Genomic DNA, 14,089 nt, shown 5'->3' on the forward strand with positions numbered 1-14,089 from the left:
TCAATCAATGAAAATAATTTCGATCAATCAACCAGTAAAAATCCACACAAGTTGTTCTTCATAATCTCTTAATGATCTTCTTCCTGGTTCGTCACCAGCAAGCTAGGTCGGCTATATTACACTAGATATTCCCAGTGTCAATCAGTAATTCAAATTATTTTAAACTTTCTCTCTAAAACCCAACTCAATCAATTTTAACTAAGTTGCTGTTTTATCAGAAGTTTTAATCTTCATCACCGCCGATGGATGTGCATTCTACAGCATTTTAAGGGGCTTGCAACACCTTTTTAAAATCAGTTGAATCGGGTGTTTATTTTATAATCCATAAAATTAATAAGTTCATGTTTTATATAATTAAATTATTTAAATAAAAATATTCATTATTTTATTTAGAAATACCAATTTTATTTAAGTTCATGAAAAATATAAATTTTGTAAACTAAAAAAATTAAAAAAGCAGGAGAATACTCCTGCTTTTAGCTTAATTTAAAGACAGATTAGAACTTCATACTCACCCGTGCCCAATAGTTTCGGCCAATATTGTTGAATTGCTCATCTGCAGCAAAACCAAAACCTGCACTACCCGCCTTGTTTAAATGTTCGCTATAGGTTTTATCAAACAGGTTATCTACACCTACAGACAAATCGACACCATCACGAATTTGGTAAGTACCATTCAACGACAAGGTTGCGAAACCGCTGCTTTCGGCCAAGTCATAACCTACGATATTGCCCTGATCTTGACTGATACGATTTTGTGCTGCAACCACTCGCCATAATGCACCCAAAGTGTATTTATCTTGAATATAACGAAGATTTACCCGTCCTTCCAAAGGTGCAATTTGCGGTAAAGGTTTATCGTCGGTGGTGTTTTTACCCCAGGCATACATCGCACTGACATCAGCCTGCAGATGATCGGTAAATTGATAGCCCACTCCGGCTTCTGCACCAGCAATGGTCGCATCGACATTTTTAGCACCTGCAGTTTTGCCATGACTCATCATGCCCGGCATACTATGGACATGATAACTCATCAACACATAATCATTGACTAAGCCCGCATAAGCAGAAACCCAGGAATTGACTGCGCCATGTTCATGTTGATAACCCAAATCAAGCTGCAAGGTTTTTTCAGTGTCGATACCATTAAATGAGTTCACAGTTCCGGGATTACCATGCGCAGTACTAAACAGCTCCCAATAATCCGGCATACGCTCAACATAACCTAAACCAATATAAGTTTTGGCATCATGTTCTGGATGCTGATTTTCAAGACGGATAAATGCACTTGGTAATGTTTTATCTAATTCCAGGTTATAGCCTTTGTCTACAGATTCAGAGCGTAAGTCTTTGACATTCACCTGATCGACACGAACACCACCCACCCATTTATTTTGCTCATTCAGTTGATAACTGAGCTCGCCAAAGGCACCATATGAGCGGAATTTCATATCTTTGCTACGTGCTTGATCTTGATAGGGTTTCATCAAACTGCCACTGCGCTTAGAGTGTTGGTTATTTTGACTGTCAACACCTGTAATGAATTGCAGTTTATCCCATTGATGAGTAACAGCCAGACGGGCATTTAAGGTTTCTCGTGCCACGTTGGAAGCCATAGGCATATTCATCATGCCATCTGGTTTAAATTCACGTAAGCTAAAGTTATCCATGACATGATCATTAAAGCTATAGTTCACTTGTGCTTCGATTTTCTTGATCACATCGGTGACATTTTTCTTTTCGAGACGAAGTCCCAGACTTTCACGGGCAAATTTCGACCCATCCATCGAGCGGCCTGCATAAACAGCTTCACCATCAGCCTTGCCACCCGTCAGTTCCACCCAGGTATTTTCATCCGGTGTCCAACCTAAAGCGATATCTGCATTCCAGCGCTCCCAGTCTGAAGGAACTGTATTGCCATCCCCATCTTTATAGCTATCCGACACAGAACGGTTGGCATTCAGGCGAACGTATTTCTGCTCATCGCCAACAGCAGCTTCAAGATTATGATCCAGTCGTCCATATGAACCTGCCAGCACACTGGCCTGACCACGATAATTTTTTTCAGCCGTTAATTCAGTTTCCGGACCACGTTCAAAGAGCACTGTCGCAGCCGAACCGGTATTGGCATATTGCACCGTTTGCGGTCCTTTGATCACCGAAATACGGTCATAGCTTTCCGGTGAAATATAAGATGTCGGTGCATCCATACGGTTTGGACAGGCACCCAGATTTTCCGAACCATCGGCTAAAATTTTAATCCGTGAACCAAACATGCCACGGAAAGTCACATCGCCATTGGTGCCGCCATTTTTGATCGAACTGAATCCCATAATGCTTTGCAGATAGTCTGCTCCATCACTGGCTGGAATCGGCTGGATGGGCTGTTTGGGATCGGCATGCACAATCAAGCCATTGGCATCATTGCCCTGATGAGCAGTCACCACGATAGGAGCTAAAGTTTGCACTGTTGCCATTTGCTGCTCAGCAAAGGCTGAAGCTGAATAACAGGCAACACAAATCGCAGCCGCAAGTGGCTGTAAAAAGAATTTTGGCTGAGCCATTTTATTTCTCACTTAAATCATAAATATAACTGTGCCTAAGTCAGTGAAGACCCGGCGTATAAAACATGGTTTAAGCGAATATTGGCGGGGCTCGGCCTTGAGGAATGAGAAAGAGTCGCTGTAGAACAAACCAGACATGACCAAAGGTCTTCTGGAATGCCAGTAACCGCACTTGAATACGGTCTAAAACTTCTTTGACTTCAAGCTCTGGCGGCAAAACCAGATTGCCGTAGACAGTACAATACTGACATTGATGACTGGCATCATGATGATCATGTTCTACAGATTGCTGTTGATGATCTTGATGCAACTGATGATGTGCATGTGTAGATGCGGAAATGTGCGGTGAAGCAGGTTTTTGCAATAATGCACGCGTAATGGTTTCACAGACCGGAGCAATCTGATATTGCTTCGGCAGCAAAGGCTGTAAAAACACAGCAATCTGTAAAAATACGGCTATACAGGATAGCAGTAGACCATTACGAAAAAGCACAGGCAAATCCTAAAATTTGTCGGAGGCCAGTATAACAAAGCCCAATTTGAATTGGGCTTTTTTTTTAAGCTATTTAATCCAGAAGTTGTATGGATTAGCGTTTCACCGCGACTTTTTCTTTTTGGCGCTGACGCACCACTTTTTCTACTTTTTCACGTGCACGTTGACGTTTTAAAGGCGATAAATAATCAACAAATAATTTACCATTTAAGTGATCCATTTCATGTTGAATACAAACAGCGAGAAGTTCGTCCGCTTCCAGCTCAAATGATTGACCCTCAAGGTTAATTGCCTCGATTTTTACACGTGACGGACGCTCAACTTTATCGTATATTTGAGGCACTGACAGACAGCCTTCTTCATAAGGCTGAGTTTCTTCAGTTAATGGCGTAACTTTGGGGTTAATGAATACCATGGGTTGATCTTTATTTTCAGATAAATCCATGACAATCAGCTGAATATGACGATCCACCTGTGTAGCTGCCAAACCAATACCTGGGGCTTCATACATGGTTTCAAACATATCGGCTGCGAGCTGACGAATTTCATCAGTGACTTCTTCGACTGGTTTAGCAATGGTACGAAGACGGGGATCCGGGAAACTTAAAATAGGTAATAAGGCCATACGGTGTCCTCACTTATGCCATTGATCAAAAAACAAAATGAAGGAATGCTTCATCAAAAAAATGTGTGTAATATCGTTATTATAACGCAACTACATACATAATTTTAGGAATTATGATAATGAAAAAGGTTTTGAAGGGCATGCCAACTTTTAGTGCCTTGGGGTTTAAAAAACAATTATTGGCACTTGCCGTATGTGTAAGTGTTGGGGCCGGCATGGTCAGCGTTGCTGAAGCAGCACCTGCCCGCAATATCAATCCACCTGCATTAAAAGCCGGAGCACCACAAGTATATGTGGTGAAAAAAGGCGATACTTTATGGGATATTTCCAAAAGATTTTTGAAGAATCCGGTACGTTGGCCTGAAATCTGGGCCAGCAATAAACATGTGAAAAATCCACACTGGATTTTCCCGGGCGACCGCCTGCTCATGTGTACCTATAATGGCAAACCGATCATCGGTAAAGATGAAGGTGATGGCTGTGAAGGGATTATCCGTCGTTATACCGGTGGCACCAAGTTGCAGCCTCAGGTTCGGGTGGAATCATTAAACAATGCCATTCCGGTCATTCCACTGGAATACATCAAGCAGTGGCTGGAACGCAGCACGATTGTGGCACCTGAATCCATCACCGGTACGCCATACATTTTAGGCACGGCGGATCAACGGGTTCTGGCGGCTCAAGGTCAAACCGTTTATGCACGCGGCAATGGCCTGGAAGTGGGTCAACGCTATGCCGTTTACCGTGAAGGTGAACCGTATATGTTTACCGATGCTAAAGGCAAAAAATACAATGCCGGCCTTGAATTAATTCAGGTGGCATCTGGTGTTGCCGTCCGTGGTGAAAATGACATTACTACACTTGAACTGACAGATACCTATAATGCTGAAGTTCGTCGTGGTGACCGTGTACTGCCTGAATATGATCCAATGCTGCCAACCTTGTTCTACCCGACCAATGCTGAAGATGTTGCTGCCGGTGGACAAGTGGTTCGCGTAATGGGTTCGATTGGCACCGCTGCAAAACACAGTGTGGTGACGATTGACCGTGGTAGCTTGCAAGGGGTTCAAGCCGGACAAGTCTTGACGGTAACCCAGAAAGGCGAAGTCGTGACTGACCCGAAAACCAAAGAGCGTATTCAGCTCCCTGGACAGCGTATTGGTAACATCATGGTATTTAAGAGCTTTGATAACCTGAGTTATGCCTATGTACTGGATAGCGAATTGCCGATTAAAGTCGGTGCTGGCATTCAACCACCACTGATGGATGAATAATCCTTCAATCAAAATAAAATGAGGCTGAGATTCAGCCTCATTTTATTTTTTAAACAATAATTTAAACAATAAAAAGAAGACATCTTTCAAGGTCTCGTTATGCTCAGTTCATTAAGCTCTTTGCAGCTGGATTACATTCGGCTATGGTTTCTGGTACAACACTCGCTCACCAGCTTTTATAAAATTCAGGAATACTACAGCCATCTGGTCGAGGCAGCACAGCCCGATCAAATCGAAACCTGGCAAAAGCTTGGCATTCATAAAAACCATATTCAGCGGCTGCGAGATTTTCATCTTCCTGAATCGCAGCGGCAATTTCAGCATTGTATTGATCTGATCCAGAAACAGAGTGATTTTGTGCTGTTGCAGGAAGATGCACATTACCCGCAGCAGCTGCTGCCCTATGCCGATAAACCGCCGATCCTGTTTGGCCAGGGCGATGCCCAAGCCCTGTTGCAACCGCAAATTGCCATTGTCGGTAGCCGTAAACCCAGCAATCACGGGCGGCAAGTGGCCTATGACTTTGCCTATTACCTCAGTGAAAAGGGCTTTTATATTGGCAGTGGCTTGGCACAAGGCATTGATGAAGCCGCGCATCAAGGGGCTTTGCAGCACAATCGCACCATTGCCGTGATGGGTACCGGCCTGGATCAAACCTATCCGACACAACATCAGTCTTTGCGACAGCAGATTCTTGCTCAGGCTGGCACGGTGATTACCGAATTTTTACCTGGAACCCCTCCCTTACAGCACCATTTTCCACGGCGCAACCGTATTGTCAGTGCCTTAAGCCTAGGGGTCATTGTTGCCGAAGCCACTTTAAAAAGTGGTTCACTGATTACGGCAAAACTGGCAGCGGAACAGGGAAAATTGGTGTTTGCCATTCCGGGACATATTTATAGCGAGCATCATCAAGGTTGCCATCAACTGATTCGTGAAGGTGGCATTTTAGTCGATCATCCTGAACAGGTGATTGAAGATCTGGCCCTGCCGACACAATGGCAAGCTCAACAGCATCTTGAACAGACCAGTAAACTCGCACCTTTGGATGCCCAGCCCGAACTGCCAGCGCATTTAAGCACTTTGTATAATCAGCTAGACTGGATCGGACAACATCTGGATGAGCTGGTTACTCATCTACAATTAGACGTTGCCACACTGACCAGCCAATTGATGGAACTGGAATTACTTGGCTTGTGTACCCAGCAAGCAGGCTTATATCTACGTTGTCGTCCCGAAAAATAAGGTTCACAATAGCACTTTAACAAATGTGAAGGGAAAAAAATCTGATGATTACCACCTCTGTTGCCGAAGCTGCTCAATGTTTAAAACAGGGACATGTTTTAGCATATCCTACAGAGGCAGTTTGGGGCTTAGGCTGTGATCCTTTTAACGAACAAGCATTCTTGGAAATTTTACGCTTAAAGCAACGTCCCATTGAAAAAGGGGTAATTTTACTGGCAGCGCAAATTGCACAAGTCGAACCTCTGTTAAAACCGCTGACCGCAGAAATGCGCCAACAGGTCATTGATTCCTGGAGCCATCGCTCTCCTACTGAACGTGCAACCACATGGCTGTTACCTGCAGGCAACCATATTCCGGCATGGATTAAAGGCAACCATCCCAAAGTAGCGGTACGGGTCACCACACATCCCTTATGCGTTGCGCTCTGCAATGCCTTTAACGGGTTTATTGTTTCGACCAGTGCCAATCCTGCAGGGGGAAGCCCTGCCCGCTCCCTTCAGGAAGCCAGCCAGTATTTTTCCAGTCAGCTGGATTATTTAAATGGCGATTTGGGTTTGAGCAAAGAACCTAGCCGTATTATGGATGCTGAAACAGGTGAAGTGATCCGCGCTTAATGCGGATCATTTTGGTAGGATGCGTGCTGAACATTATTTTCAGGCAAAAAAAAAGCTCAACCATATAGGGACGGTTGAGCATAAAAAGGATGTGTATAAATCACATCCAGAGGGTCTGTGAATCTGATTGTGAAGGTTTAAAGATTGTTAAGAATAACTTAAACATTCACGATATAAATATTATGTAATAATTAATTTCTTTATACAAATATATTATTTATCTAAAAAGACAGTTAAAAACTATCAAATAGTTATCATTTTTTATTAACAATTTAAATTATCTCACTATTTTTTAATTATCTTTTAGCAAAACATCCATTTAAAATGCTTTTTATACTCATTACTCAGACTTTATTTCCATAAAAAATAATTGTTAAAAACCAATTCGTTTGTCTGTTTTTTAATCCATTATTTAACCCTTATGTATTTAACTTGGCCGTTTTAAGGATGCTCTCTTTTTTCTGAGCCAATAAAATGCCCGATAAAATGACCAGTCCTCCAATACTGTGGTAAATCGTCCATGCTTCACCCAACCAAAGTTTGGCAATAATGGCCGTACAGACCGGCATTAAATTCATAAAAATACTGGTACGATTCGGCCCGATTATCTGTACCGCCAGCATCCACACCAGTGGTGCAATTAAAGAGGGGAAAATACCGGCATACAGCACACTGCTTACATTGTGTTGATCAATTGCATCCAGCCCCAAGTATAAAACGAAGGGCAAATGGTAAAGCAGGGCAAAAATAATCTGTACATACAGGCTAATCAGCAAGGGAATCTGCAGTTGCCACTTTTTCAGAAAAACCCCATAAAAGGCATAAAAAAACACCGCCAGCACCATCATCACATCACCCAGATGTCCCCCGGACTGCACAAGTTGGCTGAAATTCCCTTGTGCCATGACATAGAGCAAACCGGCAAAAGACAGCATGCTGCCTACAACGGCAAAACGGTTGGGAATGTCCTTCAGCATGAGCATGGACACAAAGATGGTAAATACCGGGATAAAGGCATTAATAATACCCATATTGGTGGCGGTAGTATAATGCGCTGCGCTATAACCCAGACCCTGATACAGCACCATGCCAAAAGCCCCCAGTACCGCCAGCTGTTTCCAGTGCGCCAAAACCAGCTGCCGTTCACGCCAGACCTTGCCCAGCATAAATGGGGTTAAGACCAAAAAAGCCACCAGCCAGCGATAGAAGCTGATACTGACAGGTGAAATATAGTCCGCCACATAGCGTGTTACGGTAATATTCATGGACCAGATTAAAACGGCGAGTAATGGCAAAGTGAATGCCCACCAGACTGTTTTGTGTTGCTGTGTCATGCCCTGTACCATGCCTGAATGTTCAATTTTTATTTTTACTGAAGTCTGAAATAATTAGAATATCGAATTTCAGACATTAATACTGCGCTCAGGACACTGAAGAATGGGGTGATGGCAATTGAAATGGTAGCCAAGCTCTTTCAGGCATGAATAGACGCAGACATAAAAATCAAGGACATTCAAATGCTTAAGCAGATTCAAAACTATATAGAAGTGGATGATTTCTTTTATCAGAAAGATGAAGTTATTGCGCCACACAGTTCATTATGGGGTGATTTCAATTTTAGTTTGAATGGTATTTTGGAATATGAAATTGAAGGACAGATTTATCTGTCGCCACCGAACTATGGTCTCTGGCTTCCGCCACAAACAGCTCATACCTCTATCGCACTGGATGAACAAATCACCCACTATGTCTGTATTCGGGTCCATCCCTGTTTATGTCGGCATTTCGCCCCCGATACCAAAACCTTAAGTATTCGCCCCTTTCTGCGGCATTTGGTGCATGAAATCCTAGAGCAAAAACAACAGGGGATAACCACACTGCATTATCAGCATTTATTACTGGTACTGATGGATCAACTCAAAACTGCAACAGCATACGATCACTATTTACCGCAAACCAACCATGTTTTGCTTAAGCCGCTATTGCAGCAATTAGCCGATCCACAGCTATTTCACAGGAGTTTACAGCAACTTCTTAGCGGCTTGCCGATGAGCGAACGGCATTTACTGCGCCTGAGCCAGCAAGAATTGCAATTGAGCTTATCCGAATGGCGCAATCGGGCCAAAATTTTATATGCGATCGCTCAAGTTCGCCAAGGCAAGACAGTGAAAAAACTGGCCTATGAACTGGGTTATCAGCACAGTTCCAGCTTTATTGAGTTTTTTAAACGCTATACTGAACAGACACCTGCACAACTGCGTGATATCTAATACTTATATGAACTTAAATCACCTGCTTTGCAATTTGCAGCAGCTTCACAACAAAAATGCCCTAGTCACGGGCTAAAGTCCTATGCCATTTTGATGAAAGCACGCTATTGAAAGGTGTCTCTAGAATATATTTCTTCACGTCTTTAATGTTTTTAATTTTTTTAATGTTTTTAATTTTTTTAAATAGTTAGGTCTGATGTTGTCATTGGATCTATAAGGATGCGATATGAAAACACCATTACTGGCTTCACTCTGTGTTGCCGCTCTGGCATTAACGGCCTGTGATAAAAAACCCAATGAAGCACCCGCATCGTCAGCAGCCACAACTTCCTCCCCTGCAACTACACAACCTGCAACTGTAGCGCTGAGTACAAACAATCTCAAAGATATTAAAAATGATTTAGTTGAAATCCAGACCCTCTCCCAAAATCGTTCCAAAGAGGCCTTAGACTTACAGGATAAAGCCAATCAGGCTGCGCAAAAAGGCGATAAAGCCAGTCTACGCACGACCGTTGCAGAAATGAAAACCTATATTGCCAACTTTAACCGGGACCTGGATGCTTTATCCCTGAAAAGTACCGAGCTAGACAAAGTGCGGGAAAAAATCAAAGAGTCCAATAATCTGGGTATCGAACTTTCCGAAGAAAGCATAGCGGAAAAACCGGATATGAAAAAAATTGATGAACTGCGAAACCGAGCGATGCAATTGCAAAAAGAACTGGTCGCCGACATGCAGGCCTTGGAAAATAAAGTCAAAACCGCACAATAATGCATTACATGATAAAAACAGGTCAATTGGCCTGTTTTTCTTTGTCCGGCATAAAAGATTTCTGATGAGATATCAATAAAGACTTGTCGATTGACCCAATAAGCTTTAAAACAAAGCAGTCATTCAAGTTTAAATATTCAAGGACTTTCTATGAGCCAATCTGTTTATGACATTCCCGTCAAGACCATTGCCGGACAGGACATCACCTTAAATCAATATACAGGCAAAGTTTTGCTGTTGGTGAATGTCGCATCTAAATGCGGTTTAACCCCACAATATGAAGGTCTGCAAAAACTGTATAAAGAAAAGCAAGACCAGGGACTAGAGATTTTAGGTTTTCCGGCCAATAACTTCCTAGCGCAGGAACCGGGTTCAGATGCAGAAATCCAGGAGTTCTGCTCTGTGAATTATCAGGTGGATTTTCCACTATTTTCTAAAATTTCCGTCGCAGGGGAAGACAAGCACCCGCTTTATCAAACCCTGACCCAGGCCATTCCTGAACGTATCGGCGAAGGGCCTTGGTGGAAAGACCTGGTCGATTATGGCCTGACTCCAAATGAGCCGCCTGAAGTGTTATGGAACTTCGAAAAATTCCTGATCAATAAAAAAGGTGAAGTGGTTGCACGCTTTGCCCCCGACATCACAGCCGATGATCCGCGTATTGTTGATGCGGTTAATGCTGAACTTGCCAAATAAAAGCATGTTCTAGACCGGCCGGCTCATCTTGTTTAATTCAAGCTGAAGCCGGCTTTATTTTTTATATAATTATTTTACTTTTCAAAAAACCGTCCAGCCATGAAATCGGTTAAACATGGCCCAGAACCGGGCGAAGGTCAGGCCATTTCTATCCCCTTCTTATCCCCAGTTTTTATCATCACACGGGTGAAATAAGCTGCCCTATATGAGATGCCGATCAAAATCATCACCAGACAAAACAAGCTACTTACGGATAATGAAAACCGATTGCCCTACCCCTTGGAAAAATTCCTGATCAGCAAGCAAAGAGAAATTGGCAGACTCAAGTCAAGGAAATGATTCGGAGAATTCCATGTCATCCGTGCTTCAGAGCAGCTGGCAAGTTACATTTATACAATAGATTATTCACGTTTTCTCTTTAACTTAGGGGTGAAATAAAAATATTGGCAGATCGCTATTTTAAATATAGGTAAATCCATGAAAAAACTAGTCCACGCTGGACTCTTTGCTTTAACCACTGCCGTGCTCGCAGCACCTGCAGCAATCGCTGCGCCACCTGCTCATGCCCACGAAAATAACAGTCATGCCCAAAATATGCATTCGGGTAATACACATGGCCAGCAGCACGCTGAACAGCGTCATCATGACATGGTACAGGACCGGGTTTTAAAACCATCCCGCGACTGGAAAGCAGGCCAGGCCCTGCCTTCACATTATTATGGTCAAGGCTACACCATTGATCATAAGCGTTATAAAAATCTGAGCAAACCGGGCAAAAATCAGCGCTGGATTCGCGTTAATGGAGACTATGTCCTGATTAACACGCTTAATCACAGTATTGTGAAAATTATGTCAAATTGATTTGAGTAAATTGTCTAAATCTGAAGAGCGCTGCGGCGCTCTTTTTTAATCACCTATCCGCTGATATTTAAAATATTTGTTATTGCTTTGCAACAATCAGTTTTTTCTCCACATTTTGTCCCCATATTGTGAGGTATTGATTGAAGCTGAAATGAAAGAGATATGAAAAAATTCATCCAAAATGCGGTTTCTCCTTTTGTGATGTTTAGTGCGGGCCTTTTGTTGATTGGTTGTGAACAGGCCAATAAACTGGATGCAACAGAAAATGAAACGTCACCTTCCAGCGAAGTCTCCGAACAGGTCTCTACCCAGTCTGCTACAGAACCTTCAGCTACAGCCGAACTGAAAAGCGGCAACATGTTTTATATCGTCCGTGATGTTGCCGATATGCAATTGAAAACCGGTAACTATATTGAACAGCTCAAACAGACCCAAACGGATTTAGAAGCAGCGGTTTCCAATCATGACCAGCAGCAATTACAAAACACTGCAGAATCCTTAAAAACCCAGTTAAAAGGCTTTGACCAGGCACTCAGCAGCCTGAACCTGAAAAGTCAGGAAATTGATTCCATTCGTCAAAATTTGATGCAGGCCAATCAGCAAGTACTGGCTACGCCGTTTTTAAATGGCGAGCTTGACTTGACTCAGGTCGATTTGAAGAAAATTGAACAACAGATGGGTACGATCCAGATGGAAATGATTAAACTGGCCAGCATGATGATTCCTGAAGGTCAGAATGATTCAGGGCAAAATGAATCTAATCAGGAAAGTTAATTCCCCTGTAAATAAAGCCTCTAAAAATAAAGACCAATTCAGGGTCCTGCAGAATTGGTCTGTTTAAATTGAAGATTAAAGTCTCATATCAATTACGATACGGCCATCAATTTTACCCTGCTCCATACGTTCAAAAATATCGTTAATATTTTCAAGCGGTTCAACATGGATATGCGCCTTAACCTTGCCGCGCGCTGCAATATCCAGTGCTTCTTTCAAGTCCAGACGCGTTCCGACAATCGAACCGCGCACGGTAATCCCTTCCAGCACCATATTAAAAATCGACAAGTCAAAGGTTCCTGCTGGCAAACCGTTTAAAACCATCGTACCACCACGACGAACAATTGCCACCGCCTGTTCAAATGCCTTTGGCGATACCGCGGTCACCAAAACCCCGTGGCAACCCTCACCCGTGGCTTTCATGACTTCTTCCTTGACGTCCACGTTCAGGGCATTAATGGCTACATCGGCACCCAAGTTTTTGGCCAGTTCCAGTTTAGAATCATCCACATCAATTGCCACCACATTAAAACCCATGGTCTTGGCATACTGAATTGCCACATGGCCTAGGCCACCAATCCCGGAAATGGCCACCCAGTCCCCGGTTTTGGCCTCTGTCATTTTCAAACCTTTATAGACTGTCACGCCAGCACACAAAATCGGAGCAATTTCCAGCAGATCAACACCTTCAGGAATCACGCCGACGTAGTCACCATCTGCTAGGCAATATTCAGCAAAACTGCCATTCACTGAATAACCCGAATTTTGCTGCTTCTTACACAAGGTTTCCCAGCCTGCATAGCAATGATCGCAATGACCACATGCAGAATACAGCCACGGAACACCTACAATATCTCCCACCTTTAAATGCTCTACACCCTCACCGACCTCTATGACTTCACCCACACCTTCATGGCCGGGAACAAAAGGTAAAGTCGGTTTTACCGGCCAATCCCCATGCATGGCATGCAGATCGGTATGACAAACACCTGTTGCAATAATTTTCACCAGTACTTTGCCCGGACTGATTTTCGGAATTTCCAGTTCTTGTATTTGCAGCGGCTGGTTAAATGCCGTAACCACCGCGGCTTTCATTGTATTCGCCATATTGATGTTCTCCATATTACGCATACTGAGAAGACTCTTGTTAGAGGAGCCACAGCCCTACTATATCGAACAATAAATCATCAAAATGAGTGGATTTGTATCGGATTTGATCACTTTAGATGTGTTTGCCGTTCAGCAGTACAAGGTGTGCCGGCTCTAAAATGATTGTTTCTTATTTTGAAGCTGATTTGAAAAAAATCACTGGTAAGACTATAAATAACAGCAAGGCATAGCCAATCTTGCTAAAGTCGGGATTCGGGCAACGGATAAGAACTAGACATGTCACGTTTAACTTAGATTTTTACTAAGATTTATAGAGAGTGAACATAATTATTAAAGGTGATTTTTCATCTTAGCGATGAGGTTCATCCTTACCGACTCATGGATTTTACTGTACACGCCATTGTTTAAAAGCAGCCTGCATCGCTTGTTTTTCTTTAGATGAGGCTAGACGGCTTTCCATAGCAGAAAAATCACCTTTATACGCTGCAGCAACCATCGACTTTGCCAGTTCCTCAATACTCTTCCGACCGTACTGTTTATAGGCCAGGATTTCATCTTGCGTTAAAACCAGGTCCCAGCAGGATACGACCGAGCTCATATCCACTGCAATACTAAGGTAATAATGAATATCTTCTTGGTAAAGTTCCCAAAAGTGCGGTTCATGTTCGATAAGGTTCATCTAAAACCATAAGCATTCAAAGTAGATACTTTTAATCTATACCCAATATCTGCTTATAAGCTATGCAACTTTAGATATTATTTCTGCATTGTTGAAATGAAATTTATTGGCTTGA

At 42.8% G+C, this 14,089-nt stretch carries 14 protein-coding genes; 8 read left to right on the top strand and 6 right to left on the bottom strand.

Annotation, left to right across the window (positions count from 1 at the left end; all coding sequences use genetic code 11):
- Positions 1 to 497 precede the first annotated feature (497 nt).
- The 3 genes from H4I94_RS07300 to def all read right to left on the bottom strand — a co-directional run bounded on the left by H4I94_RS07300 (position 498) and on the right by def (position 3,682).
- Positions 498 to 2,477, bottom strand: a complete 1,980-nt coding sequence (locus tag H4I94_RS07300; protein WP_409976733.1) for a TonB-dependent copper receptor — start codon at positions 2,475 to 2,477, stop codon at positions 498 to 500.
- A gap of 157 nt (positions 2,478 to 2,634) precedes the next feature.
- Positions 2,635 to 3,057, bottom strand: coding sequence for a DUF2946 family protein (locus H4I94_RS07305; protein ID WP_131273459.1), 423 nt, complete (start codon positions 3,055 to 3,057; stop codon positions 2,635 to 2,637).
- A 94-nt stretch (positions 3,058 to 3,151) separates the two neighbouring features.
- Positions 3,152 to 3,682: a peptide deformylase gene (def, locus tag H4I94_RS07310; RefSeq protein ID WP_092820001.1), complete on the bottom strand. Its 531-nt coding sequence runs from the start codon at positions 3,680 to 3,682 to the stop codon at positions 3,152 to 3,154.
- 119 nt (positions 3,683 to 3,801) lie between these two features.
- On the opposite strand from def, the gene H4I94_RS07315 reads away from it, so the two are divergent.
- The 3 genes from H4I94_RS07315 to H4I94_RS07325 all read left to right on the top strand — a co-directional run bounded on the left by H4I94_RS07315 (position 3,802) and on the right by H4I94_RS07325 (position 6,815).
- Positions 3,802 to 4,956 carry a LysM peptidoglycan-binding domain-containing protein gene (locus tag H4I94_RS07315; protein WP_131273460.1) on the top strand — a complete coding sequence of 385 codons (1,155 nt, stop codon included), beginning with the start codon at positions 3,802 to 3,804 and terminating at the stop codon, positions 4,954 to 4,956.
- Positions 4,957 to 5,055: 99 nt separating this feature from the next.
- A complete protein-coding gene (dprA, locus tag H4I94_RS07320) occupies positions 5,056 to 6,201 on the top strand; it encodes a DNA-processing protein DprA (RefSeq protein WP_261182600.1) in 1,146 nt (381 codons plus the stop codon).
- A gap of 44 nt (positions 6,202 to 6,245) precedes the next feature.
- Positions 6,246 to 6,815: an L-threonylcarbamoyladenylate synthase gene (locus H4I94_RS07325; RefSeq protein ID WP_261182601.1), complete on the top strand. Its 570-nt coding sequence runs from the start codon at positions 6,246 to 6,248 to the stop codon at positions 6,813 to 6,815.
- Between the two features lie 419 nt (positions 6,816 to 7,234).
- On the opposite strand, the gene H4I94_RS07330 is transcribed toward H4I94_RS07325, so the two are convergent.
- Positions 7,235 to 8,149: a DMT family transporter gene (locus tag H4I94_RS07330; protein ID WP_131273463.1), complete on the bottom strand. Its 915-nt coding sequence runs from the start codon at positions 8,147 to 8,149 to the stop codon at positions 7,235 to 7,237.
- Positions 8,150 to 8,332: 183 nt separating this feature from the next.
- On the opposite strand from H4I94_RS07330, the gene H4I94_RS07335 reads away from it, so the two are divergent.
- The 5 genes from H4I94_RS07335 to H4I94_RS07355 all read left to right on the top strand — a co-directional run bounded on the left by H4I94_RS07335 (position 8,333) and on the right by H4I94_RS07355 (position 12,185).
- On the top strand, positions 8,333 to 9,085 hold the full coding sequence (locus H4I94_RS07335) for an AraC family transcriptional regulator (RefSeq protein ID WP_092820006.1): 753 nt from the start codon (positions 8,333 to 8,335) through the stop codon (positions 9,083 to 9,085).
- Positions 9,086 to 9,311: 226 nt separating this feature from the next.
- Complete coding sequence (locus H4I94_RS07340) at positions 9,312 to 9,854, top strand: hypothetical protein (protein WP_261182602.1); 543 nt, start codon at positions 9,312 to 9,314, stop codon at positions 9,852 to 9,854.
- 150 nt (positions 9,855 to 10,004) lie between these two features.
- Entirely contained in the window at positions 10,005 to 10,550 is a 546-nt protein-coding gene (locus tag H4I94_RS07345; RefSeq protein ID WP_131273466.1) for a glutathione peroxidase, read from the top strand.
- Between the two features lie 477 nt (positions 10,551 to 11,027).
- Entirely contained in the window at positions 11,028 to 11,411 is a 384-nt protein-coding gene (locus H4I94_RS07350) for an RcnB family protein (RefSeq protein WP_261182603.1), read from the top strand.
- 162 nt (positions 11,412 to 11,573) lie between these two features.
- Complete coding sequence (locus H4I94_RS07355) at positions 11,574 to 12,185, top strand: hypothetical protein (RefSeq protein WP_261182604.1); 612 nt, start codon at positions 11,574 to 11,576, stop codon at positions 12,183 to 12,185.
- Positions 12,186 to 12,260: 75 nt separating this feature from the next.
- On the opposite strand, the gene adhP is transcribed toward H4I94_RS07355, so the two are convergent.
- Entirely contained in the window at positions 12,261 to 13,292 is a 1,032-nt protein-coding gene (gene adhP / locus H4I94_RS07360) for an alcohol dehydrogenase AdhP (RefSeq protein ID WP_261182605.1), read from the bottom strand.
- Between the two features lie 388 nt (positions 13,293 to 13,680).
- Positions 13,681 to 13,974 carry a hypothetical protein gene (locus tag H4I94_RS07365; protein WP_261182606.1) on the bottom strand — a complete coding sequence of 98 codons (294 nt, stop codon included), beginning with the start codon at positions 13,972 to 13,974 and terminating at the stop codon, positions 13,681 to 13,683.
- Positions 13,975 to 14,089 lie beyond the last annotated feature (115 nt).

This window comes from Acinetobacter sp. T_3_1 (genome assembly GCF_025377055.1).
GTDB classification, from domain to species: Bacteria; Pseudomonadota; Gammaproteobacteria; order Pseudomonadales; family Moraxellaceae; genus Acinetobacter; species Acinetobacter kookii.